We start from the raw sequence: 21,971 nt of genomic DNA, 5'->3' as shown, positions 1-21,971 counted from the left end.
TCAGGCATGACTCCTGACAGGGCGGTGATCCATCTGGGTTGCTCAGCCGAAGCGCTGGCGCAGGCTATCCAGCCGAGCCTGGTTGTCGATGGCGATGTGGCGAAAGTCCGGACTCAGTTGCGGGTGCTGCGCCACGCGTTGCCAGAACGCGGCGGCCCAGGCAGCCGTCTGCTGCCAGTGCGACAACGTGGCGGGCAGCGGCGTCGGCGGCTGGTAATCGCGCGGTGCGATGCTGCCGTTGGCGGCGGGCCGGTACAGCATCGGCAGCATGTCGTAACTGGGTGCCAGCTGCAGCGGCAAGGCGTCGTCGAGGAAGAAACCGAGGTTGCCGAAGTGCATGTCGGTGTTGCCGATCATGCGGCCGAACCACCAACGTTGGCGGATCTGTCCGAGCGCACCGGTGTCGAGCCAGCCGCCGCGCTGCATGCGCTCGGCCGTTTCCGGCCAGCTGTCGCGAACGCCGTCGTACGCGTCGCTCCACGCCGCCAGCGAGACGAAGCCGCGCCGGCCGTGCGCACCTGCGCGGTCGAAGCGGGTCGATTCCAGGCAGAGTTGCCTTTGCGACCAGACCAGTTCGTCGCTGGCGCTGGCGTGGCCGTGCTCGCCCAGCAGTTGGTTGGCGAGGTATTCGCAGATCAGTAGGTCGGCCCAACGCCGGGCTACCGGATTGGCTTCGATCGACTCGCTGAATTTCACGATGACGTGGCGCAGTGAGCCATCACCGTCCTCGATGCAGGCAGTGAATTTCGGCTGCTCGCCGGCGGCCGAGGAACCGGCCCGTTCGCCGGCCAGCGTGGCTTGCGCCAGGGCGGCGTAGCGTTCGGCACGCTGCGGCGAGGGAATCGGATCGGGCGCAGCGCGCAGCGCCCGATCCAGCGACGAATCGCCCAGCACGAAATTGCCCGGAGCGTCCTCGCCCCGCAGTAAGAGTGCCGTGAGTACCGCGTCCTCGTTCCAGCGCAGGATGTCAGGGTCCAGGCCCAGTTCGGACGCACTGCGCTGCGCAAACAGGCGGCCGAGAAAGCCTTGCGGCCGCATGTCGTCAAGGAACCATGGCAGGCCGGGAAAGACGCCGTCGCGGAACTCGTTGCGCAGCCAGTCGACTGATTGCGCGGGGGTGATCAGACAACCCTCGCCATGCAGGGCGGTCAGCTGGGCGAACGTGCGGGGCCGGCCGTTGCTGTCGATGCGGTATAGCGGCCAACGCTCGCCCAGGCCGCGTACGTTGCGCACGGCGGCGTAGCGTGAACTGCGTGCCTGCCCGATCCGCACGATCTGATCGCCGGCCGCGGCCAGCCAGCGCGAGATGCTCGGCTGGCTGGCACCGAGTGCGTTGCCGAGTTCACGCGCGCTGGCCAGCCGACGTGCGCGCAACGCGTCGAGCAGGCGATCTGGTGCGGATAGGCGAGGAGTCATGAATGAATGGATACATGAATAGATATTTCATGTCAAATTCACTTTATTTCATGTGTTTACAAATTGTTCTGTACCAGATTGAATAAATATTTGACGAGATTTCGCTTAGTTCGAGGCCGGTAGGTACTTCGCGAACCACGCCAAAGCCCGTTGCAGCACGTCGCGCTGGTGCGCGGGATCGACGAAGTGGTGGCCTTCGTTCGGGTAGACCACCAGCGAGGTCGGCACGTTCTGCGCGCGCAGCGCGTGCCACATCTCGAACGATTGCGGCGCCGGGCATTCGGCGTCGCGATCGCCGACCACGATCAGCATCGGCGTCTTCACCTGCTTGACGAAGTTGATCGCCGAGCTCTTCGCGTACACCGCCGGGTCGTCGTAGACGCTGGCGCCGAAGAACGGCGGCATCCACTGGTCGATCAGGTTCTGGCCGTAGTAGCTCTGCCAGTTGGCGATGCCGGCGCCGGCCACCACGGCGCGGAAGCGCTGGGTCTGCGTGGGCGCGAACATGCTCATGAAGCCGCCGTAGCTCCAGCCGGTGAGGCCGAGCCGCTGGTCGTCCACCGGCAGCTTCTTCTCCACCGCGTCGACGCCGGCGAGGATGTCGCGCAGGTCGCCGTAGCCGAAATCCCTGCGGTTCGCTTGCACGAACCGCTCGCCCTGGCCGAAGCTGCCGCGCGGGTTCGGCATGAACACGAAATAGCCCAGCGCAGACAGCGGCGCGCCGCCGTAACCGACGCCGGGCCAGCGCGGGATCACCGCGCTGGACGGGCCGCCATGCACCACCACGATCATCGGGTAGCGCTTCTTCGCGTCGTAGTGGGCCGGGTACAGCAGCCAGCCCTGCACGTGGAAGCCCTCGTTGTTCCACTCCACCGATTCGGCCTTGCCCCAGGCCGGTTTCAGCGCGGCGTTGAACGCGGTCACTGCCGGCGGCGGCGCGTGACCCAGCGCGCCGGCATGCACCTCGCTGGCGGCCGTGTACGAGCTCTGCACGAAGGCCACGTGCCTGAGGTCAGCGGAGAGCGACATCGCCATCGACGCGCTGCCGTCGCCGATGCTGGCCGGCACGGTGAAATGCACGCGCTGCTGCTGCGCGCGGTCGCCGGTGACGGCGTAATCCGCCAGCTGGCTCTGGCCGTTGCTGACCTGGCTGACCAGCAGCGAGTGCGGCCCGCTCCAGCGCAGCCACGACGGCGTGACGTGGATGCCCGGCGTGAGATCGACCGGCGCACCACCGCCGGCCGGCACCGCATAGATGTCGCCACCGGTGGCGCCCTGGTCGCTCATCAGGCCGCCGATGAAGGCGATCCGCGCGGCTTCCGGCGACCAGCGCGGCAGCGCGATCTGCAGGCCGTGCAGCGAAGCGCTGGCGGTGCCGGCCGGGTCGACCAGCACGCGGGCGTCGGCGTCCGCCTGCGCGCTCTGCACGTAAAGCTTCGCGATCCACCAGTTGTTGTCGCCCGGCGGCGGCGCGGCGGTGTAGGCGATGCGCGAGCCGTCCGGCGACCAGTCGAATTCGTAGGCGTACAGCGTGGCCGGGGTCAGTTCGCGCAGCGTGCCGTTGGCCACGTCGACGCTGGCCACGCGCTGCACTTCCAGCCCGCTCACGCCGATCTCGCCGGCGGCCGGCTTGGCGGCGGCCACCGCGCTGGCGTGGCGGGTGGCGCCGGGCACGTAGAGGAAGCCGAGCGACTTGCCGTCGGCAGTCCATTGCAGCGAACGCACGTAGCCTTGCAGTGCGGCCAGCCGCGCCGGCGCGCCGCCGCCGCGCGTGTCGGCGAGATAGATGGCGTTCTGCATCGCCTTGGTGCTGGTCAGATCGACGTGGCAATTGGCAATGAAGGCGAGGCGGCGCGAATCGGGCGCCCAGGCGATGCCGGATTCGGCACAGCTGCCCGGCGTGGTGGCGGCGCTGATGCGGTGCGCATGGCGGCCGTCGGCGTCGGCCACCTCGATCGCCGGCTTGTCGTCGCGCCGGATCACCCACGCCAGCTGTTTGCCGTCCGGCGACAGCGCCACCGCCTGGATCGACTGCGCCTTGCCCAGCTCGGTCAGCACCTGTTCGATGCGCGGATCGACCGTGGGCGTGGCGGCGAAGGCATGCGGTGCCAGTGCCACAGTCAGCAGCGACAGCGGGAGGATCAGGCGCGAGCGTTTCAGCATGGGAGGATTCCGGCGCGGGAAGTCCCCACGCTACAACCCGGTGGTCACCGGCGCCAAGTGCAGGACGGCACGGCCGGCGTGGCTCAGGGGGCGACGGTGGCCGCGGCGGCCTGGTGCGCCGCGACCATCGCGGCCAGCTTGGTGCGGATCGCCGGGATCGCCGCCAACGCGGCTTTCTCGCCCTCGAGGATGGCCTGGTTCTTCTGCTCGAAATCGGTCGGGCCGATGCCGCGTAGGTCGGGACGGATCACCACGTCGGCGCGCGCACTTTCCTGTGCAGCCAATTGCCGGCCCATGATGGTGATGGACTGGCCGACGATGCCCATCATGTCCTGCGGGTTGCTGCCGTCGGGCATGGCGGAGATGTCCACCGCGATCACGAAGTCGGCGCCGAGCTGGCGCGCCGCGTCGACCGGGATCGGGCTGACCACGCCGCCGTCGACATAGTGCTTGCCGTGGATCTCGACCGGCTCGAACACGCCGGGAATGCTCGACGACGCGCGCACCGCGCGGCCGGTATTGCCGCGCACGAACACCGTGCGCGTGCCGGTTTCCAGCTCGGTGGCGACCGCGGCGAAGGGCCGCTTCAGCTGCTCGATCGGCTGCTTGTGCAGCAGCTGGTTGACGTAGTCCTGCAGTGCCTGGCCTTGCACCAGGCCGCCGGAAAACAGCCGCACGTCGCGGATCTTCGCTTCGTCCAGGCCGAACGCGGTCTGCTGCAGCGCGAACGCATCCATGCCGCTGGCGTACAGCGCGCCGACCACGCTGCCGGCGCTGGTGCCGGCGACCACGTCCGGGTGGATGCCGCTGGCCTCCAGCATCTTGATCACGCCGATGTGCGCGAAGCCCTTGGCCGCACCGCCGCCAAGGGCGAGGCCGATCTTCAGCTTCACCGGTGGCGGCGCCGCCGGTGGCGGCACCGGTTTGGTGGCATGCGTGCAGGCGCCCAGCAGGAGCGTGGCGAGCAGTGGCAGCAGGCGGCGGAGAGGCATGGGTGTCGGTGTCGGAGGTTTTTGATCCGCTCCTCCCGCTGCATGCAGGGGGAGGCTGGTGACCGAAGGGAGTCAGTCAGCCCACGGCGCCGTCGGCTTCCCGGTGGTAGTGCGTGGCCAGTTCGACCTCCTGCTTCGAACCGAGGAACACCGGCACGCGCTGGTGCAGGCCGCTCGGCTGCACTTCCATGATGCGTTGGCGCCCGGTGGTGGCGGCACCGCCGGCCTGCTCGACGATGAAGGCCATCGGGTTGGCCTCGTACATCAGGCGCAGCTTGCCGCCCTGCTTTTCGATCTTGGCGTCCAGCGGGTAATAGAACACGCCCCCGCGGGTCACGATGCGGTGCACGTCGGCCACCATCGAGGCGACCCAGCGCATGTTGAAGTCCTTGCCGCGCGGGCCTTCCTTGCCGGCCAGCAGCTCGCCGACGTAGCGCTGCATCGGCGCCTGCCAGTGGCGCTGGTTGGACATGTTGATGGCGAACTCGGCGGTCTCGGCCGGAATGCGGATGCCGCGGCGGCTGAGGATGAAACTGCCCACCTCGCGGTCCAGCGTGAACTCGTGGGTGCCGTGGCCGAAGGTGAGCACCAGCACGGTGGACGGGCCGTACACCACGTAGCCGGCGGCGAGCTGGGCGGTGCCCGGCTGCAGGAAGTGCTCGGCCTTCGGCTCGGTCACGCCGTCCGGGCAGCGCAGCACCGAGAAGATGGTGCCGACCGAGATGTTGACGTCGATGTTCGAGGAGCCGTCCAGCGGGTCGAACAGCAGCAGGTGCTGGCCCTTCGGGTAGCCGTCCGGGATCTGCTGCGGGTCTTCCATCTCCTCCGAGGCGCAGGCGGCGAGGTGGCCACCCCAGGCGTTCGCCTCCAGCAGGATCTCGTTGGAGATCACGTCCAGCTTCTTCTGCGCTTCGCCCTGGACGTTCATGCTCAGCGCGTCGCCGTTGCCGGCCATGCCCAGCACGCCGCCCAGCGCGCCCTTGCCGGTGGCCACGCCGATGCGCTTGCAGGCGCGCGCGACCACTTCGATCAGCAGCGAGAGTTCGGCGTTGATGTGGCCGGCGCGGCGTTCCTCGATCAGGAACTGGATCAGCGAGACGGGTTTCATGTCGGGTCCGTGGCAAGAGGAAGCGCCATTGTCCCGGCTCCGGCTGAACGGTGCCAGCCCGGCAGCCCGCGTGCCCGCATCCAGCCCGGCTGCTGACATCACGTTGGCAGCAAGGGGTGGGCAAGCTGTACCTCCATAGCGGAGGGATACGACATGCGCGACGTGGTTTATTTCCTGGTGTTCGACGGCTTTGCCGACTGGCAGGCCGCGCTGGCCCTGTGCGAGATCCGCCGGCCCGGCGACTGGCAGGTGCAGGCGGTGGGCTTCTCGACGGCGCCGGTGGTCTCGATGGGCGGCCTTCGCGTGCAGCCCGAGCTGTCGCTGGATCAGCTCGATCTCAAGCGGGCGGCGTTGCTGATCGTGCCCGGCGGCCACCTGTGGCAGCGCGGCGAGGGTGCCGCGGCGGTGGCGGCGATCCGCCGGCTGTACACCGCCGGGGCGCCGGTGGCCGCCATCGACAGCGGCGTGCTGGCGCTGGCCCGCAGCGGCCTGCTCGACCACTGCCGGCACACCGGCAACTGGGCCGGGCACATCGACAGCCACGTCCCGGCCTACGCCGGCGCCGAGCAGTACGACGCCGGCGTGCTGGCGGTCAGCGACGGCGGCGTGATCAGCGCCAGCCACCTCGGCAGCGTGGAGTTCGCGCGCGAGGTGATCCGCACGCTGGACCTGTACAGCCCCAGCGACCGCGAACACTGGTACCGCCTGTTCAAGCACGCCGAGCTGCCGCCGTGGTGCGTCGGCGAAGCCGTGGCGACGGCCTGAGGAGCCCACCATGAAGCCGCTACTGAAAACCGTGCTGATGGCCTATCGTCCGCTCTATCTGAATGGCCTGCTGCTGGATGGGCAGTACAAGCTGCCCAAGCCGGCCCCGACCGACGCCGCCGCGCCGCGCGCGCGCCGGCGCACCCTGCTGGCTGCACTGACCCACATCGTCTGGCACCCGCGCGGCAAAGCATGATCCCGCCCGTCGCAAGGCGTTCTTCGACTCGCCGCTGGCCTCGCCGGCAGCGGCGTGGCGAAGCCCTGCCCCGGCGCGATCGACATGGACCGCGACGAGCCGGCGGCGGCCCGTTTCCGCAGCACTGACATCACCCCATCGGCCGGGAGCACCCAGCATGGACACGACACCCCGCGTCACCTTCTTTCATGCGCTGCAGAGCCGCTCCGCCGGCACCCGTGCCCTGCTCGAGGAACTCGGTGCCGACTACGAGCTGCAGCTGCTCGACCTGAAGGCCGGCGAACAGCGCCGGTCGCAGTATCTGGCGATCAACCCGATGGGCAAGGTGCCGGCGATCCATCACGCCGGCGCGCTGGTCACCGAGCAGTCGGCGGTGTTCATCTACCTGGCCGATCTCTACCCCGCCGCGAAGCTGGCGCCGCCACTGGGTGACCCCCTGCGCGGGCCCTACCTGCGCTGGCTGGTGTTCTACGGCTCGTGCTTCGAGCCGGCGATGGTCGACAAGTCGATGCAGCGCGCACCCGCGCCGCCGTCGACCTGCGGCTACGGCGACTACGACACCATGCTGCAGACGCTGGTCGACCAGCTCGAACAAGGCCCGTACCTGCTCGGCGACACCTTCAGCGCCGCTGACGTGCTGTGGGGCACGGCGCTGAACTGGACCACCCTGTTCAAGCTGGTGCCTGAGCTGCCGGTGATCCGCGCCTATATCGACCGCGTGCTGGCGCGCCCGGCGATGCAGCGCGCCGCGGCCAAGGATGCCGAACTGCTGGCCGCCCGGGCCGGGTGACGCGATGTATCGCGTCCGGCGTGACGTTCGGCGCTGTTCGCCCGCAGGTGCCTCGGCGATGATGTACGGATGCGTCGAGCCGATCGCCTGTTCCTCATCATCCATGCCCTGCGCGGCCGGCGTACCGCGTTGCAGGCGCGCTCGCTGGCGCAGACCCTGGGCGTGTCGCTGCGCACGGTGTACCGCGACGTCGCCGACCTGCAGCTGTCCGGCGTGCCGATCGAGGGGGAGGCCGGCGTCGGCTACGTGCTGCGCAAGGGCTCGGACATCCCGCCGCTGATGTTCACCGCGAACGAGCTCGAAGCCCTGGTGGTCGGCTCGCGCTTCGTGCGCGCGTTCGCCGGCACCCGGCTGGCCGAGAGCGCGCAGTCCGCCTTGCTGAAGATCGAGGCGGTGCTGCCGCCGGAATTGCGCGAGCGCGCCGCGCGTACGCGGATCTTCGCGCCGGTGTGGCGCGACCAGTACCGCGACGATTTCGCCGCGCTGATCGACCGGCTGCATGCGGCCATCGTGGACAGCCAGGTGCTGCGGCTGGAGTATCGCGACGAGGGCGGCAAGCCCAGCACGCGCGAGGTCGAGCCGCTGTGCCTGTCGTTCTGGGGCGGCAAGTGGACGCTGGGCGCGTGGTGCCGGCTGCGCGGCGACTTCCGCAATTTCCGCCCGGACCGCATCGATACTTGCGTGCCCAGCGGCGAGGTCTTCGTCGAGACCGGCGAACGCGACCTGGCCGCCTACTTGCGCGCGGTCGGCGTGGGCAAGCTCGATCTCGGCTGAGCGGTGCGGCTGGCCCCACGTTGCCATGCCGCGGCAGGAAGGCGAGGATAGGCGTTCGCATCACGTCGCGTGATGCACGTTGACGCCGTCCCGCTGCAAGGAATCCGTGTGAACAAGCCCCTGATGATCGCGCGGCTGGCCGCGCTCGCGCTGACCTGCAGCGCCGCGCCGCTGCACGCGGCCGCCACGCCGCCGCCCGCCGCCGCCAGCGCCAGCGCCGATGCACGCTTCAAGGACATCTACCGTGCCGAGTGGGCCTGGCGCACCGGCCAGGCCGGCATCAGCACCGCCGGCGAGCCGCAGCTGAACAGCGGCCGGCTCGACCAGGTCGATGCCGCCAGCCAGCAGCGGCGGCTGGCGTATTGGCAGGGTGTGCTGAAGCGGCTCGACGGCGTCGACGTGACGCGGCTATCGCCGGCCAATCAGGTCAACTACGCGATCTATCGCGAGCAGATCGGCAACTTCGTCGCCGGGCAGAAGTTCCAGGCCTGGCAGATGCCGTTCAACAGCGACTCCGCGTTCTGGTCCGATCTCGGTTACGTGCTGGGTGGCGACCGCCTGCGCACGGCCGCCGACTACCAGCGCTACCTCGACCGGCTCGGCCAGGTCCCGGCCTACTTCGACCAGCAGATCGCGAACATGCGCGCCGGCCTCAGGCGCGGCTTCAGCGTGCCGCGTGCGGTGCTGGGCGGGCGTGACGCCTCGATCGCCGCGGTGGCCGAGCTGAAAGACCCGACCCGCAGCAGCTTCTACGAACCCTTCCGGCAACTGCCGGCCTCGATCCCGGCCGATCGTGCGCAGGCGCTGCAGGGCCAGGCGCTGCGGCAGATCCGCGACGAGGTGATCCCCGCCTACGCGAAGCTGCTGGCCTTCTTCCGCAATGAATACGTGCCGCAGGCGCGCACCACACTGGCGGCCGAGGCGTTGCCCGACGGCAAGGCGTTCTATCGCCAGCAGATCCGCGAGTACACCACGCTCGACCTGGGGCCCGACGAGATCCACCAGATCGGCCTCGACCAAGTGGCGAAGATCCACGCGCAGATGCTGCAGGTGATGCAGGACACCGGCTTCAAGGGCAGCTTCGCCGAGTTCCTCACGTTCCTGCGCACGGACCCGCAGTTCTACGCGAAGACGCCAGACGAACTGCTGATGCGCAGCGCCTGGGTGGCCAAGCAGGTGGACGGCCAGATGTCGCGCTACTTCGGCCACCTGCCGCGCGCGCACTTCACCATCAAGCCGGTGCCGGCCGACATCGCGCCGTACTACACCTCCGGCCGCGGCGGCGCCGATGCCTACCTGGTCAACACCTACGACCTGAAGTCGCGGCCGCTGTTCAACGTGCCGGCGCTGACCCTGCACGAGAGCTACCCCGGCCACGCGCTGCAGCTGGAGCTGGCCGACGAACAGCACGAGCAGCCCGCGTTCCGCCGCAACAGCTACATCTCCGCCTACGGCGAGGGCTGGGGCCTGTACTCGGAATACCTCGGCAACGAGATGGGCATCTACCACACGCCGTACGAGCGCTTCGGCTACCTCACCTACCAGATGTGGCGCGCCTGCCGGCTGGTGGTCGATACCGGCATCCATCACCTCGGCTGGACGCGCCAGCAGGCGATCGACTACCTGACCGGCAACACCGCGCTGTCCGCACGGGAGATCGCCAACGAGGTGGACCGCTACATCAGCTGGCCGGGCCAGGCGCTGTCGTACGAACTGGGCTACCTGAAGATCCGCGAGCTGCGCGCGAAGGCGGAACAGGCGCTGGGCGGAAAGTTCGACATCCGCCACTTCCACGATACCGTGCTCGCGCTCGGTTCGGTACCGCTGCCGGTGCTGGAGCAGCGCATCGACCGCTTCATCGCCGAGGGCGGTCCGGAGCCGGACTACGCGTGCGACTGCGCGAAGACGAGGGGAGCTTCGGGACATTGAGGCCAGCTGGTGGTTGGCTGGTTTTTACTGTGTTTGTGAAGTAGTATCTTAAATAACTTCACAGGGAGAGTATGCGCCATGGCTGCTCATTCGACCCGCATCGCCGAAGCCGCACCTCGCTACACGCCGCCGGACACGCTCGCCGATCCGGCGCTGCGCGCGTTCTTCAAGCTGGCCGAACACTGGAAGCTGCGCATCGCCGACCAGCGCAAACTGCTCGGCGACCCGCCGGAATCGACCTTCTACAAGTGGAAGCGCCAGCAGGGCGGTGCGCTGGGGCGCGACACGCTGGAGCGGATCAGCTACCTGCTCGGCATCTGGAAGTCGCTGCAGATCCTGTTCCCCGACCCGGCCCAGGCCGATGCCTGGCTGCACAAGCCGAACGCGGCGCCGCTGTTCGGTGGTCATTCCGCGCTGGAGCGCATGCTGTCCGGCAACGTCGCCGACCTGTACGTGGTACGCCAGTATCTGGATGCGCAGCGCGGCTGAGCGGCGCTGCGCTGTACTGTGCTGCGCGTCGCGGTGCGCGAGACGGGACAGCCACACGCTTTGCTCCTCCCCCGCTTGTCGCTTGAAGGACTTCCTTCGGTCGCAGAGGAGGGAGTTCGCTTGTTCGATACGGAATCTCGATGCCAACCGAGTTGCCACCCGTCAAACGCATCCGCTGGAACCAGGCCTACCGCATCGTGCCCAGCCGCTTTCCGCCGGTCGGGGTGTACGACCGCATCGCCGATCCGGCCGATCTTGACGCGGTGTTCGCAATCGAGGCGCTGACCAACCCGCGCCTGCGCGAGGAAGCCGGCGCGTTGAAACTGGTGCCGAAGGAGCATCGCCTCAGCGGGCCGGGCTCCACCCCGGTGATGGCCGCGTTCACCCATCTCAATCCGGAAGGCAGCCGCTTCTCCGACGGCAGCTGGGGCGTGTTCTACGCCGGGCACAGCGTCGCCACCGCGGTCGAGGAAACCGTGTACCACCGCGAGCGCTTCCTTGCCGCCACCGCCGAGCCGGCCTGCGACATCCAGATGCGCTGCTACCGCACCCATGTCGACAGCCGCCTGCACGACCTCCGCGGCGGCTGGAAGGCCGAGCACGATCCGGGCGTCTATACGGCCAGCATCAAGCTTGCCCGCGAGCTGCGCGAGCAGGGTTCCAACGGCATCGTCTACGACAGCGTGCGCGATCCGGGCGGCGAATGCCTGGCTGCATTCCAGCCTGACGTGGTGGCGCCGTGCGTGCAGGCGCAGCACCTGGTCTACCGCTGGGACGGCACGCGCATCGCGCAGGTGCTGGCGGTTTCGGAACTGGCGCGGCCGCGCCAGGCTGCGGGCACACCCGGGGAGGCGAGCCGATGAAGACCCTGCGCAACCTGCTGCTGTTCCTGCTGCTGTGGCCATTGCTGGCGATGGCACGCGACAACCGCGAGAACGATCACGCGCAGTGGAACGCGGAGATCGCCGCGTTCCAGGCCGGCGATCGCATGCATCCGCCGCCGGCCGGCGCGGTGCTGTTCATCGGCAGCTCGTCGATCCGCCTGTGGACCTCGCTGGCGGCGGATTTTCCCGGCGTGCGCACGATCAACCGCGGCTTCGGCGGCTCGGAGATCGACGACGCCACTTTCTTCGCCGAGCGCATCGTGGCGCCGTACCACCCGCGCGCGATCGTGATCTACGCCGGCGACAACGACCTGCAGGACGGCGACAGCCCGGCGCACGTGCGCGACGATTTCGCCGCCTTCGTGCGCAAGGCGCGCGCGGTCGATCCCGGCGTGCCGATCGCCTTCATCGCGATCAAGCCCAGCGTGGCGCGCAAGGCGCTGTTGCCGAAGATCCGCGAGGCGAATGCGCTGGTGCGAACCTATGCAGCGACCCAGTCGGGTGTTGCCTACCTGGACGTCTTTACGCCCATGCTGGGCAAGGACGGCCAGCCGCAGTCGCGGTGGTTCATCGCCGACGGCCTGCACATGAACCGCCAGGGTTATGCACGGTGGATCGAGCTGGTGAAACCCTGGCTGGACGCGACGCTGCGCCGATCCGCCGGCTCAGGTATCCGCGTTGGCCGCCCAGCCCACGCGGTCGCCGCGGGTGAACACGCGGTCGCCGTCCAGCACGTCGCCGGCAGCGTGCGCCGGCCGCTCGCGCAGCTTGGCGTAGATCGGCGTGAAGTCCGGCCGGGTCGCCTCGAACAGCTGCTCGAAGCTGTCGATCACGAAGTAGGTCTGCTGGTAGGTGTCGATGCGGTAGCGCGTGCTCATCACGCGTTCCAGGCCGAAGCCGATGCGGTTCGGTGACGGCGAATCCAGGCAGTAGATCGACTCGCCCTTGGAGCTGACGATGCCGGCGCCGTAGATGCGCATGCCGTCGGCGGTGTGGATCAGGCCGAACTCCACCGTGTACCAGTACAGCCGGGTCAGGTTCATCAGCGCCTCGGGGCCGATCGCGAACGCCTTCATGCCGCCGCGGCCGTAGGCCTGCATGTAGTCGGCGAACACCGGGTTGAGCAAGAGCGGCACATGGCCGAACAGGTCGTGGAACAGGTCCGGTTCGCTCAGGTAGTCGAGCTGCTCGGGTTTCCTGATCCACCAGCTGACCGGGAAGCGGCGATGCGCCAGGTGGTCGAAGAACACCTCGTCCGGCAGCAGGCCTTCCACCGCCACCAGCTCCCAGCCAGTGGCCTGGCGCAGTACCCGGGTGACGTCCTCGAACTTCGGGATGCCGCCGTTGCCCAGGCCGAAGCGCTCCACCCCGGCGAGGAACTCCCGGCAGGCGCGCCCGGGCAGCAGTTCGCGCTGGCGCTTGAACAAGGTGTCCCACACCTCGTGGTCACTCTGGCTGTAGCTGGCCCACGGCTGCTCGACCACGCCGGTGGCGTACACCGGCACGTAGCCGCGGTCGGTCTGCTGGTGTTCGACTTTGCGGGGCGTGTCCATCGGTGCGATTCCGGTGTGATCGGGCAAGCCACAGCATACGGCGGTTCGGCCGCAGCAGGGTTGTTTTGTTGCATCGCGCTGCGGAACAAATGCACTATTCTTGCTTTGAAATAGCCATTATCTGAGGTTTATTGCGCATGACGACACTCGATCGCACCGACCTGCGCATCCTCGCCGTGCTGCAGAGCGAGGGCCGCATCACCAACGCCGAACTGGCCGAGCGGGTCAGCCTGTCGCCGTCGGCCTGCCTGCGCCGGCTGCAGCGGCTGGAGGCGGACCGGGTGATCACCGGCTATGCCGCGCAGGTCGATCCGCAGGCGGTGGGGCTGGGCCTGCAGGCGTTCGTGCGGGTGCAGCTGGTGAAACACGAGAGCGCGGCGATCGAGGGCTTCGTGGAGCGCGTCAACGGCTGGGACGAGGTGGTCGCCTGCCACGCGCTGACCGGCGACATGGATTACCTGCTGCACGTCTACGTGGCCGATCTCAAGGACTTCTCGCGCTTCCTGCTCGACCATCTGCTGAACGCGGCGGGGGTGGCCGATGTCAATTCCAGCTTCGTGCTGCGCACGGTGAAGCGTTCGCCGTCGCTGCCGCTGGCGCAGCTGGAGCGCTGACGCCCCGCGTGTGCGCGAAACTGCCGCTAAACTAACCGACTGATGAGCATCGACACCACGACTACCACGACCGGGCCCGAGCGCGACCTGCTGCGCCCGCTGCGTTACCTGTGGCGGGTGCCGCTGCTGCTGCTGCACATCGTGCTGGGCATCGCGCTGTGCGCGCTGATCCTCAGCTGGAACCAGCGCGTGGTGATGAACAACGGCCGCGAGCCGTTCGCGCACCGCATGATCCGCTGGTGGTCGCTCGGTCTGCTGCGCATCTTCGGCCTGCGCTCGGTGCGCTTTGGCGAGGTGCGGCGCGACCCGGTGCTGTTCGTGGCCAACCACACCTCATGGATCGACATCGTGATGCTGCACAGCCAGCGCGCGGCCTGCTTCGTGGCCAAGGCGGAGATCGCCGGCTGGCCGCTGATCGGCTGGCTGGCCAGGAACGGCGGCACCATCTTCCATCGCCGCGGCAACAACCATTCGCTGTCCACGGTGATGCAGGCGATGGTCGAGCGGCTGCGCGAGGGCCGTTCGGTGGCGGTGTTCCCGGAAGGCGGCACCGGCTACAACGGCGTGCTGAAGATCTTCCATGCGCGCATCTTCCAGGCCGCGCTGGATGCCACGGTGCCGGTGCAGCCGGTGGCGCTGCGCTTTGCCCGCGATGGGCGACGGGTGCTCGATGCCGGTTTCCGCGAGCACGAAAGTTTCGTGCACAACATCGTGCGCATGCTGGGCGAGGCGCCGCTGGACGCCGAGGTGCATTTCCTGGCGCCGGTTCCGGCCACCCCGGAGGCACGCCGACGCATGGCCGAGCTGTCGCGCGAGCGCATCGCCGTCGCGCTGGAAGATCGCCCCGGATGAACCTGCTGCACGGAAAGGATTTCCGACCGCCCTGGCCGCTCAGCAGCGGCCACATCCAGACCATGCTGTCCTCCAGCGGCGTGCGCCGCGTGTTGCTGCCACGCGCGGCGAAGAGCGTGCTGCGCGGGGCCGAGGCGGTAGTGGTCGATGGCGGCGGCGGCGTGCGCCTCACCGGTGCGTACACCGCACAGCAAACCCGGCCGCAGTCGCGCGGCCTGGCCGTGCTGTTCCACGGCTGGGAAGGCAGCGTCGATTCCACCTACGTGCTGCAGACCGGCAGCCGCCTGCTCGCCGACGGCTGGGACATCTTCCGGCTGAACTTCCGCGACCACGGCGACAGCCATGGGCTCAACGAGGCGCTGTTCCACTCCTGCCGGCTCGACGAGGTGGTGCACGCGCTGGGCGACATCGCCGCGCGCTGGAGCGCGCGCCCGATGGCGCTGGCCGGCTTCTCGCTGGGCGGCAACTTCGCGCTGCGCGCGGCGATGCAGACCTCGCGCGTGGGCATCCCGCTCAGCTACGTGCTGGCGGTGTGCCCGATCATCGACCCCGGCGAGGGCCTGTTCTCGCTGGAGGAATCCGCGCCGTGGTTCTACCAGGCGTACTTCATGCGCAAGTGGCGGCACTCGCTGCTGGCCAAGCAGAAGGCGTTCCCGCAGCACCAGTATTTCGAGATGTCCGAACTGAAGCAGCACCTGCGCGGGCTGACCGAGTCGCTGGTGCTGCGGCATACCGACTTCAATACCTTGCAGCAGTATCTGGACGGCTATTCGGTGGCCGGCGACGCCATGCGGGCGATGCAGATTCCCGCCACCATTCTCACCGCCAGGGACGATCCGGTGATCCCGGTCAGCGGCTTCGAGAAACTCGAACTGCCGGCCAACGTCGAGCTGGACATCGCGCCGTGCGGCGGCCACTGCGGCTTCATCCGCGGCTGGGGCATGACCAGCTACACCGACGACTACATCGCCACGCGCTTCAATGCGGTGGCGGACGCGGCCGTGCCGACCGGCTGAACGCCGGCGCGATCGCCTGGAGAGCGGGTGCCCACGGACGAACGCGCACCATCACCGTGGGCAAGCCGGGGGCGGGGGCATGATCGGATCGGGGTGGATGGGGAACTTGCACGCAGCCGGCTGGCTGCGCCGGGGTCTATGGCTGGCCTGCCTGCTGCCGTGCCTCGCGGCCGGCGCCACGGAAACGGGCTTCCTGCGCTCGTTCGAGAACAGCGAGCCGGCGCCGCCGGCACCGTTGGCGGGCGCCTCCTTCAGCGTCGACGTGGCCGGCGGCCCCGGCCAGGCGGCGGCGCTGACCGCCAAGCCCGGCGTCGGCTTCAGCGGGCAGCGTTCGCTGCACTACCGCGGCAGCGCCGGCGGGCAACAGCAGGCGGAGCTGTATGCGGTGGACCTGCCGGTACGGCCGGATACGCAGCTGTCGTACCTGATCTTCCCGCTGTCGAACGCGGGCGACCTGCGCAACCCTTCCACCTACGTCGCGGTGGACCTGCTGTTCGACGACGGCAGCCGGCTGTCCACCCGCGGCGCACGCGAGCAGCACCGCATCGGCGCCGCGGCGCGCGCACAGGGCGAGGGCCGCACGCTGTATCCGGACCAGTGGAACTACCTGTCGATCGACGTGGGCGCGGTCGCCGCCGGGCGCACGATCAAGCGCATCGTGCTGATGCACGATGGTCCGGCCGCCAGCTTCGAGGGCTATCTGGACGACCTGCGCCTCGGCGCCGCGCCCGCCGATACGCGCCGGCGCCCCAGCGACTTCGTCGACACCCGTCGCGGCACCAATTCCAACGCCCGCTTCTCGCGCGGCAACGCCTTTCCCGCAGTGGCCGTGCCGCACGGCTTCAACTTCTGGACGCCGGTGACCGATGCCGGCTCGGACTGGATGTACCAGTACCAGCAGCGCAACGATGTCGACAACCGCCCGCGGCTGGAAGCGTTCGCGCTGTCGCACGAACCGAGCCCGTGGATGGGCGACCGGCAGACCTTCCAGCTGATGCCGGCCGCGGTCGCCCGCGGTGCGCCGAGCGTGAATCGCGCGGCACGCGCGCTGAGCTTCAGCCACGTGGACGAGGACGCGCACGCGCACACCTACCGCGTCGCCTTCGACAACGGCATCGTCACCGAGCTCGCGCCGACCGACCACGCCGCGATGTTCCGCTTCACCTTCGCGGGCGATCGCGCGCAGCTGGTGTTCGACAATCGCGACGACCGCGGCGGCATCGCGCTGGACCCGTCAGGGCAGAGCTTCAGCGGCTGGTCCGACGTGAAAAGCCGGCTCTCCGCCGGCGCCACCCGGCTGTTCTTCTATGGCACGCTCGACCAGCCGGTGCGCGAGAGCGGCCGGCTGCGCGGTGAAGGCCGCGACCACGTGGCCGCCTGGTTCGGCTTCGACACCACGCGGCAGAAAGTGGTGCACCTGCGCATCGCCACCTCGCTGATCAGCCTGGAACAGGCGCGGCATAACCTGGCGCTGGAGATCGCGCCCGGCGCGAGTTTCGACGACGTGCGCGATCGCGCGCAGCGGCAGTGGGACGCGCAGCTCGGCATCGTCAAGGTGCGCGGCGCCAGCCGCGACGAGCTGACCACGCTGTACTCCAACCTGTACCGGCTGTTCCTGTACCCGAACGCCGCCTACGAGAACACCGGTACGGCGGCGCAGCCGCACTGGCGCTACGCCAGCCCGTTCTCCGCGCCGGTCGGCCCGGACACGCCCACGCAGACCGGCGCGCGCGTCGTCGACGGCAAGCCCTACGTCAACAACGGCTTCTGGGACACCTACCGCACCGCGTGGCCGGCCTACGTGCTGTTCACGCCGACGCAAGCCGGCGAGATGATCGACGGCTTCGTGCAGCAGTACCGCGACGGCGGCTGGATCGCGCGCTGGTCGTCGCCCGGTTATGCCGACCTGATGGTCGGCACCAGCGCCGACGTGGCCTTCGCCGACGCGTGGCTGAAGGGCGTGCGCAACTTCGACGTGCGCGCGTTCTACCAGTCCGCGCTGAAGGACGCCACGGTGGCCAGCCCGCTCGCCGGCACCGGCCGCAAGGGGCTGCAGCGCGCGATCTTCAAAGGTTACACCTCGACCGGCGTGGAGGAAGGCCTGTCCTGGTCGATGGACGGCTATATCAACGACTTCGCGATCGGCAACCTCGCCGCCGCGCTGGCGCAGCCACCCGCAACCGACGACCCGTACGCCGCGCACTACGCCGACGATGCGGCGTATTTCCGCCAGCGTGCGCTGGGCTACGCGAACCTGTTCGATCCCGCCGTCGGCTTCTTCGTCGGCCGCGACGGTGCCGGCGACTGGCACCACGACGCCGGGGATTTCGACCCGCTGCGCTGGGGCGGCGACTACACCGAGACCGACGCCTGGAACATGGCCTTCCATGCGCCGCAGGACGGCGCCGGCCTGGCCGCGTTGTACGGCGGCCGCGCCGCGCTGGCGGCGAAGCTCGATGCGCTGTTCGCCACGCCGGGCGAGTTCCACGTCGGCAGCTACGGCGAGCCGATCCACGAGATGCTGGAGGCGCGCGACGTGCGCATGGGCCAGTACGGCCACAGCAACCAGCCCTCGCACCACATCGTCTACATGTACGACTATGCGGGCCAGCCGTGGAAGACGCAGGACAAGGTGCGCGACGTGCTGAGCCGCCTCTACGTCGGCAGCGAGATCGGCCAGGGCTACCCGGGCGACGAGGACAACGGCGAGATGTCCGCCTGGTACCTGTTCAGTGCCGCCGGCTTCTATCCGCTGCGCATGGGCACGCCGGAGTACGTGATCGGCGCGCCGTATTTCCCGCACATGGACATCGCGCTGGAGAACGGCAAGCACCTGGTGATCGACGCGCCGGGGGTGAGCGACACCAACCGCTACGTGCAGGGCCTGCGCGTCAACGGCCAGCCGTGGAACCGGCTGACCCTGCCGCATGCGCTGCTGGCGCAGGGCGCCACGCTGGCATTCACGATGGGGCCGCACCCGTCGCGCTGGGCCAGCGACGAGGACGCGCTGCCGCCGTCGATCACCGGCGAAGGCCTGCCGCAACCACTGCACGATCTCGTCGAGCAGCGGCTCGGCCGGGCCCGCGGCATCCCCGCCATCCCGGGCCTGCCGCTGCTGTTCGACAACGACTCCGCCACCGAAGTGGCATGGCCCGCCGCCACCGCCACGATCGACTGGTACTTCGGGCTGCCACGCCGGGTGAGCATGCTCACGCTGACCGCGGGCAGCACGGCCACGGCGCCGTCGGGCTGGCAGTTGCAGGGATCCGCCGACGGGCAGTACTGGTCCACCCTCGATACGCGCCGCGACGAACGCTTCGCCTGGCCGCGGCAGACCCGCGCCTTCGTCGTGCGGGAGCCGGGCGCGTACGCCTACTACCGCCTGCAGGTCGACGCGGCGACGACGGACGCGCGGCGCGCCCTGGCCGAGATCGAGCTGCTCGGCGCCACGTCCGGTCCGTAGGCAAGCCCTCATTGAAGTCGAACTGCTCGGCGTCGCCCCCAACCCGTAGGAGCCCGCCAGCGGGCGATGCTTTGATCTTGCGTATCCCGAATCCCGAATCCCGGCTCTCAACAGACGAACGTCTGGTCATCCCGGCTTTAACAGCATCGCCCGCCAGCGGGCTCCTACGCGATCCGGTCGGGGCTGCGCTGGCGCATCCAGCAGGCGATGCTCAGGCGCTCGCGCGTGGCCGGCAGCACCTCGTGCTCGAACCGCGCGGAGAGGAACAGCAGCAGCGTGCCGGCGTGCGGAAGGATGTCGCGATGGGTGCCGTCGCCCAGGTACAGCCGCAGCGCGCCGCCGTCGGCTTCCTGCCAGCCCTGGTTGAGGTAGAACACCGCCGACAGCACCCGCGCGTCGCTGTCGCGCAGGCGATCCAGGTGCCGCGCGTAGCGCGCGCCGGGCGCGTACACCGCATAGTGCGCCTCGCACTCGACCAGGCCCAGCATCAGCTCGCGGTTGAGTGCCAGGCGCAGCGCGTCGAGGCGCGCGACGAACGTCCGCTGCGGCGCACTCGCCGCCGCCGGGTCGAACCACTGCGTGCGGTCGCCGCGCAACTCCGTGGCGGTGTGCGCCGCACCGACCCGCGCCGGCGCCAGCCGCCGCGCCGCGTACAGCGCCGTGCACTCGTCGGCCAGCGCACGGGTCTGTGCCGGCGTCAGCAGCTCGGTCAGCACGCACCAGCCGTCGCCAGCCAGGGCGTCGGCGGCGGTGCGGAAGAGGCTGGCGTTGTCCATGCGCGCAGTGTAGCCAGCGCGGCTCAGGAAGTGCGTCGGCGCAGCGGCTCCAGCAGCCGGGACAGACCGTTGTGGTCGATCTCCAGCATCAACGCCAGCAACCGGCCCAGCTCGCCGTTCGGAAAGCCCTTGCGCGCGAACCAGGCCAGATACGCGCCGGGCAGGTCGGCGAGCAGCCGGCCCTGGTACTTGCCGTAGGGCATGCGCACCGTCACCAGCTTCGGCAGGTCTGCTGCATCCATCGTCGTCATTCCCGCCGTGCTGGCCCTCACGGCTTCACGAACTTCAACGTCATCCGGTCCGACTCGCCGATCGCCTTCATCTGCGCTTGCTCGCCGTCAGGCCCGGACAGATCCGGCGGCAGGCGGTGCACGTTGACGTCTTCCGGGTCGCTCGGGTTGGCATTGATCTGCGATACGCCGGCCACGCGAAAACCGGTCTTGAGGGCCAGCGCGATCAGGTAATCCTCGGGGAGACGGTGCAATGCCCCGGCGCTTTCCACGCCATCGGCGAACGGTTTGGCGCGGTGTTCGGTGACGCCGAACACGCCGCCGGGCTTGAGCACGTTGAACGCAGCTTTGAACACCGCATCGAGCGTGGCCGGACTGTGGTTGAGCCAGTCATGCGTGTTGCGGAAGGTGAGCACCATGTCGGCGGAGCGGTCAGCGCCCAGCTTCACCTGCTCCGGTGGGGCGAACGGAATGACTTTTGCGATGTGTCCGTACACCGCCGGGTCGGCCTTGAGCTTGGCGGCGAACTTCGCGGCTGATGGTGGCGCCGCTTCGATCAGGTGGCCGTGCGCGTGGAGGAACGGCGCGAGGATTTCGGTGTACCAGCCGCCGCCGGGTGCCAGTTCGATCACCGTCATGTTCGGCTTGATGCCGAAGAACTGCAGCGTCTCGAGCGGATGCCGATATTTGTCGCGGGCCCGGTTCGCGTCGGAGCGCCAGTGGCCGTTCACCGCCTGCTGCAGCGCCGTGGTGGTGCTGTCCGGCGCGCTGGCAGGAGCGGCGCTGGCGGCGACAGGGAGCAGCAGGGCCGCGAGCAGCGGGATGAGCAGCTTGCAGGTACGACGAAACATGGTTCGACCCTCCTGACGATGGGCGTTCAAGACTACGCCGAAACCGAGGGTCGGGGCCGTGCCGGAGCCGTCCTCCGCGGTAACCGTCGCGTTACTTTGCGAACAACTGCGCGCGATCGGCGAACACCTTGAACTCCAGCGCATTGCCGCAGGGGTCGAGCAGGAACATCGTGGCCTGCTCGCCCGGCTGGCCCTCGAAGCGGATAGGCGGCTCGATCACGAAGCGCGTGCCGGCCGCCCGCAACCGTTCGGCCGATGCATGCCACGCATCCATCTCTAGGAACTTTGCAAGCGCCCGGGCGGTCCACCCCATGCCTGCGCCGGGGGAAGGCTCGACCGTGAGAGAAGAGCCGGGGAAGTCCAGCCGTATGCGCGAGTCGAGTGGCCGGGTCGCGGTCCTGGTCGTGGTGATCGCCTGCCATCTTGGCCTGTGGATGCTGTTGCTGCGACCGGTCGTCTTCCATCGGGGCACGATGCCGGTCGTGGAAGACCATCCGCACGTACTCAAGCTGCGTTTTCTCCGGCTACCGCGGCCATTGCCGCACCAGGCATCGCCACGCCCGCCGACTGCACCGGCTGCGCGCGGCCATGCAACGCGGTCGGCAAGGTCGTCGAAATCGGTGGCGGTTCGGCAGGCTGTACGGATCGACGCGCAGCCCGATGAATCACACTCCTCCAGCGCGGGAAGCCAGGGCATGAGCGAGGACGATTCCGCCGGCGACGGAGGCTTTCAGAACCGGTTGCGCGATGCCCGGCACGCCCACTCCGTTCACGGAGTGCCCGGCTCCGATACTCCTTCTGCACCCGGCATCCATTTGGTCGATCCGATGAGCCAGGGTATCGGTGCAGTGATGCGCGCGGCACAACGCGCCTTCGGCATCAAGAATAGCCATTGCATCGATGTCGACGTGTGGCGCCATCTCACTCCGCAGGAGTTGAGTGCGCGACACGTCTCGCCGGATGACGTCGACAAGCTCGACGAGAAGTACGCCTGCAACAAGCCGCCGGGGCTACATTTCTAGTCTTCCGGCCAGAAGCGTGCCGCCGAGGCATGCAATCCGGCCTGGTTTTCCGGACCTCGAAGCGCCGTTCTTGGTGGGGCAGGCGATG

Annotated in this window: 21 protein-coding genes and 1 pseudogene; 13 read left to right on the top strand and 9 right to left on the bottom strand. The window is 68.9% G+C overall.

The window, feature by feature from the left end; all coding sequences use genetic code 11:
* Positions 1-42: 42 nt before the first annotated feature.
* The 4 genes from yjjJ to RHOOR92_RS0104845 form a co-directional block, all read right to left on the bottom strand.
* Positions 43-1,416, bottom strand: a complete 1,374-nt coding sequence (gene yjjJ, locus RHOOR92_RS0104860) for a type II toxin-antitoxin system HipA family toxin YjjJ (RefSeq protein ID WP_027485073.1) — start codon at positions 1,414-1,416, stop codon at positions 43-45.
* A gap of 105 nt (positions 1,417-1,521) precedes the next feature.
* Positions 1,522-3,579 carry a S9 family peptidase gene (locus RHOOR92_RS0104855; RefSeq protein ID WP_027485074.1) on the bottom strand — a complete coding sequence of 686 codons (2,058 nt, stop codon included), beginning with the start codon at positions 3,577-3,579 and terminating at the stop codon, positions 1,522-1,524.
* An 83-nt stretch (positions 3,580-3,662) separates the two neighbouring features.
* Positions 3,663-4,571 carry a patatin-like phospholipase family protein gene (locus RHOOR92_RS0104850; protein WP_027485075.1) on the bottom strand — a complete coding sequence of 303 codons (909 nt, stop codon included), beginning with the start codon at positions 4,569-4,571 and terminating at the stop codon, positions 3,663-3,665.
* 76 nt (positions 4,572-4,647) lie between these two features.
* A complete protein-coding gene (locus tag RHOOR92_RS0104845; protein WP_007510082.1) occupies positions 4,648-5,679 on the bottom strand; it encodes a class 1 fructose-bisphosphatase in 1,032 nt (343 codons plus the stop codon).
* Between the two features lie 153 nt (positions 5,680-5,832).
* Here RHOOR92_RS0104845 and RHOOR92_RS0104840 point away from each other — a divergent pair, with 153 nt between their 5' ends.
* From RHOOR92_RS0104840 to RHOOR92_RS19215, 8 genes and pseudogenes are all read left to right on the top strand, one after another.
* On the top strand, positions 5,833-6,444 hold the full coding sequence (locus RHOOR92_RS0104840) for a DJ-1/PfpI family protein (protein ID WP_027485076.1): 612 nt from the start codon (positions 5,833-5,835) through the stop codon (positions 6,442-6,444).
* Between the two features lie 10 nt (positions 6,445-6,454).
* The gene (locus RHOOR92_RS0104835) at positions 6,455-6,640 is read left to right on the top strand and encodes a hypothetical protein (RefSeq protein ID WP_007510087.1); all 186 of its coding nucleotides are present in this window, start codon (positions 6,455-6,457) and stop codon (positions 6,638-6,640) included.
* 157 nt (positions 6,641-6,797) lie between these two features.
* Complete coding sequence (locus RHOOR92_RS0104830) at positions 6,798-7,430, top strand: glutathione S-transferase family protein (protein ID WP_027485077.1); 633 nt, start codon at positions 6,798-6,800, stop codon at positions 7,428-7,430.
* Between the two features lie 69 nt (positions 7,431-7,499).
* Positions 7,500-8,204, top strand: a complete 705-nt coding sequence (locus tag RHOOR92_RS0104825; RefSeq protein ID WP_007510093.1) for a YafY family protein — start codon at positions 7,500-7,502, stop codon at positions 8,202-8,204.
* Positions 8,205-8,327: 123 nt separating this feature from the next.
* Positions 8,328-10,133: a DUF885 family protein gene (locus RHOOR92_RS0104820; protein WP_051281154.1), complete on the top strand. Its 1,806-nt coding sequence runs from the start codon at positions 8,328-8,330 to the stop codon at positions 10,131-10,133.
* Positions 10,134-10,211: 78 nt separating this feature from the next.
* Complete coding sequence (locus RHOOR92_RS0104815; protein WP_027489755.1) at positions 10,212-10,622, top strand: MbcA/ParS/Xre antitoxin family protein; 411 nt, start codon at positions 10,212-10,214, stop codon at positions 10,620-10,622.
* 140 nt (positions 10,623-10,762) lie between these two features.
* Entirely contained in the window at positions 10,763-11,485 is a 723-nt protein-coding gene (locus RHOOR92_RS0104810; RefSeq protein ID WP_027485080.1) for an RES family NAD+ phosphorylase, read from the top strand.
* Positions 11,482-12,159, top strand: a pseudogene (locus tag RHOOR92_RS19215) (SGNH/GDSL hydrolase family protein); the annotation flags it as partial. The gene RHOOR92_RS0104810 and the pseudogene RHOOR92_RS19215, both read left to right, overlap by 4 nt.
* A gap of 12 nt (positions 12,160-12,171) precedes the next feature.
* Here the strand turns inward: RHOOR92_RS19215 and phhA are convergent.
* Positions 12,172-13,059 carry a phenylalanine 4-monooxygenase gene (gene phhA / locus RHOOR92_RS0104795; RefSeq protein WP_027489753.1) on the bottom strand — a complete coding sequence of 296 codons (888 nt, stop codon included), beginning with the start codon at positions 13,057-13,059 and terminating at the stop codon, positions 12,172-12,174.
* Positions 13,060-13,196: 137 nt separating this feature from the next.
* Between phhA and RHOOR92_RS0104790 the strand changes: the two genes are divergently transcribed.
* The 4 genes from RHOOR92_RS0104790 (at position 13,197) to RHOOR92_RS0104775 (ending at position 19,004) form a co-directional block, all read left to right on the top strand.
* Positions 13,197-13,673, top strand: coding sequence for an Lrp/AsnC family transcriptional regulator (locus RHOOR92_RS0104790; protein WP_007510103.1), 477 nt, complete (start codon positions 13,197-13,199; stop codon positions 13,671-13,673).
* Between the two features lie 42 nt (positions 13,674-13,715).
* Positions 13,716-14,525, top strand: a complete 810-nt coding sequence (locus tag RHOOR92_RS0104785) for a lysophospholipid acyltransferase family protein (RefSeq protein WP_027489752.1) — start codon at positions 13,716-13,718, stop codon at positions 14,523-14,525.
* Positions 14,522-15,541 carry an alpha/beta fold hydrolase gene (locus tag RHOOR92_RS0104780; protein ID WP_027489751.1) on the top strand — a complete coding sequence of 340 codons (1,020 nt, stop codon included), beginning with the start codon at positions 14,522-14,524 and terminating at the stop codon, positions 15,539-15,541. Before RHOOR92_RS0104785 ends, RHOOR92_RS0104780 begins: the two co-directional genes overlap by 4 nt.
* A gap of 97 nt (positions 15,542-15,638) precedes the next feature.
* Positions 15,639-19,004: a GH92 family glycosyl hydrolase gene (locus tag RHOOR92_RS0104775; RefSeq protein ID WP_027489750.1), complete on the top strand. Its 3,366-nt coding sequence runs from the start codon at positions 15,639-15,641 to the stop codon at positions 19,002-19,004.
* A 164-nt stretch (positions 19,005-19,168) separates the two neighbouring features.
* Here RHOOR92_RS0104775 and RHOOR92_RS0104770 read toward each other — a convergent pair whose 3' ends face one another.
* The 4 genes from RHOOR92_RS0104770 to RHOOR92_RS18535 are packed head-to-tail and all read right to left on the bottom strand — an operon-like array spanning position 19,169 to position 21,135.
* On the bottom strand, positions 19,169-19,780 hold the full coding sequence (locus RHOOR92_RS0104770; protein WP_027489749.1) for a 2OG-Fe(II) oxygenase: 612 nt from the start codon (positions 19,778-19,780) through the stop codon (positions 19,169-19,171).
* A gap of 23 nt (positions 19,781-19,803) precedes the next feature.
* Entirely contained in the window at positions 19,804-20,022 is a 219-nt protein-coding gene (locus RHOOR92_RS0104765) for a DUF3820 family protein (RefSeq protein WP_027485087.1), read from the bottom strand.
* Between the two features lie 26 nt (positions 20,023-20,048).
* Positions 20,049-21,005, bottom strand: a complete 957-nt coding sequence (locus tag RHOOR92_RS0104760) for a hypothetical protein (RefSeq protein ID WP_231378328.1) — start codon at positions 21,003-21,005, stop codon at positions 20,049-20,051.
* A complete protein-coding gene (locus tag RHOOR92_RS18535) occupies positions 20,953-21,135 on the bottom strand; it encodes a glyoxalase (protein ID WP_231378327.1) in 183 nt (60 codons plus the stop codon). The genes RHOOR92_RS0104760 and RHOOR92_RS18535 overlap by 53 nt, the downstream gene beginning before the upstream one ends.
* Positions 21,136-21,229: 94 nt before the next feature.
* Here RHOOR92_RS18535 and RHOOR92_RS19835 point away from each other — a divergent pair, with 94 nt between their 5' ends.
* Positions 21,230-21,883 carry a hypothetical protein gene (locus RHOOR92_RS19835; RefSeq protein WP_167540068.1) on the top strand — a complete coding sequence of 218 codons (654 nt, stop codon included), beginning with the start codon at positions 21,230-21,232 and terminating at the stop codon, positions 21,881-21,883.
* Positions 21,884-21,971 lie beyond the last annotated feature (88 nt).

Origin of the sequence: Rhodanobacter sp. OR92 (genome assembly GCF_000427545.1) — a bacterium.
GTDB lineage: Bacteria > Pseudomonadota > Gammaproteobacteria > Xanthomonadales > Rhodanobacteraceae > Rhodanobacter > Rhodanobacter denitrificans.
Note: the sequence above shows the minus strand (reverse complement) of the source record. Positions and strands in the feature narration are given on the sequence as shown.

Bases quoted from the DNA above. Each gene is read 5' to 3' on its own strand.
- yjjJ (WP_027485073.1), bottom strand. From the start codon at position 1,416: ATGACTCCTCGCCTATCCGCACCAGATCGCCTGCTCGACGCGTTGCGC.
- RHOOR92_RS0104815 (WP_027489755.1), top strand. From the start codon at position 10,212: ATGGCTGCTCATTCGACCCGCATCGCCGAAGCCGCACCTCGCTACACG.
- RHOOR92_RS0104855 (WP_027485074.1), bottom strand. From the start codon at position 3,579: ATGCTGAAACGCTCGCGCCTGATCCTCCCGCTGTCGCTGCTGACTGTG.
- RHOOR92_RS0104760 (WP_231378328.1), bottom strand. From the start codon at position 21,005: ATGCGCTGGAGTTCAAGGTGTTCGCCGATCGCGCGCAGTTGTTCGCAA.
- RHOOR92_RS0104835 (WP_007510087.1), top strand. From the start codon at position 6,455: ATGAAGCCGCTACTGAAAACCGTGCTGATGGCCTATCGTCCGCTCTAT.
- RHOOR92_RS18535 (WP_231378327.1), bottom strand. From the start codon at position 21,135: ATGGATGCGTGGCATGCATCGGCCGAACGGTTGCGGGCGGCCGGCACG.
- RHOOR92_RS0104765 (WP_027485087.1), bottom strand. From the start codon at position 20,022: ATGGATGCAGCAGACCTGCCGAAGCTGGTGACGGTGCGCATGCCCTAC.
- RHOOR92_RS0104820 (WP_051281154.1), top strand. From the start codon at position 8,328: ATGATCGCGCGGCTGGCCGCGCTCGCGCTGACCTGCAGCGCCGCGCCG.
- RHOOR92_RS0104790 (WP_007510103.1), top strand. From the start codon at position 13,197: ATGACGACACTCGATCGCACCGACCTGCGCATCCTCGCCGTGCTGCAG.
- RHOOR92_RS0104770 (WP_027489749.1), bottom strand. From the start codon at position 19,780: ATGGACAACGCCAGCCTCTTCCGCACCGCCGCCGACGCCCTGGCTGGC.
- RHOOR92_RS0104850 (WP_027485075.1), bottom strand. From the start codon at position 4,571: ATGCCTCTCCGCCGCCTGCTGCCACTGCTCGCCACGCTCCTGCTGGGC.
- RHOOR92_RS0104785 (WP_027489752.1), top strand. From the start codon at position 13,716: ATGAGCATCGACACCACGACTACCACGACCGGGCCCGAGCGCGACCTG.
- RHOOR92_RS0104775 (WP_027489750.1), top strand. From the start codon at position 15,639: ATGGGGAACTTGCACGCAGCCGGCTGGCTGCGCCGGGGTCTATGGCTG.
- RHOOR92_RS19835 (WP_167540068.1), top strand. From the start codon at position 21,230: ATGCGCGAGTCGAGTGGCCGGGTCGCGGTCCTGGTCGTGGTGATCGCC.
- RHOOR92_RS0104845 (WP_007510082.1), bottom strand. From the start codon at position 5,679: ATGAAACCCGTCTCGCTGATCCAGTTCCTGATCGAGGAACGCCGCGCC.
- RHOOR92_RS0104840 (WP_027485076.1), top strand. From the start codon at position 5,833: ATGCGCGACGTGGTTTATTTCCTGGTGTTCGACGGCTTTGCCGACTGG.
- RHOOR92_RS0104780 (WP_027489751.1), top strand. From the start codon at position 14,522: ATGAACCTGCTGCACGGAAAGGATTTCCGACCGCCCTGGCCGCTCAGC.
- phhA (WP_027489753.1), bottom strand. From the start codon at position 13,059: ATGGACACGCCCCGCAAAGTCGAACACCAGCAGACCGACCGCGGCTAC.
- RHOOR92_RS0104810 (WP_027485080.1), top strand. From the start codon at position 10,763: ATGCCAACCGAGTTGCCACCCGTCAAACGCATCCGCTGGAACCAGGCC.
- RHOOR92_RS0104825 (WP_007510093.1), top strand. From the start codon at position 7,500: ATGCGTCGAGCCGATCGCCTGTTCCTCATCATCCATGCCCTGCGCGGC.
- RHOOR92_RS0104830 (WP_027485077.1), top strand. From the start codon at position 6,798: ATGGACACGACACCCCGCGTCACCTTCTTTCATGCGCTGCAGAGCCGC.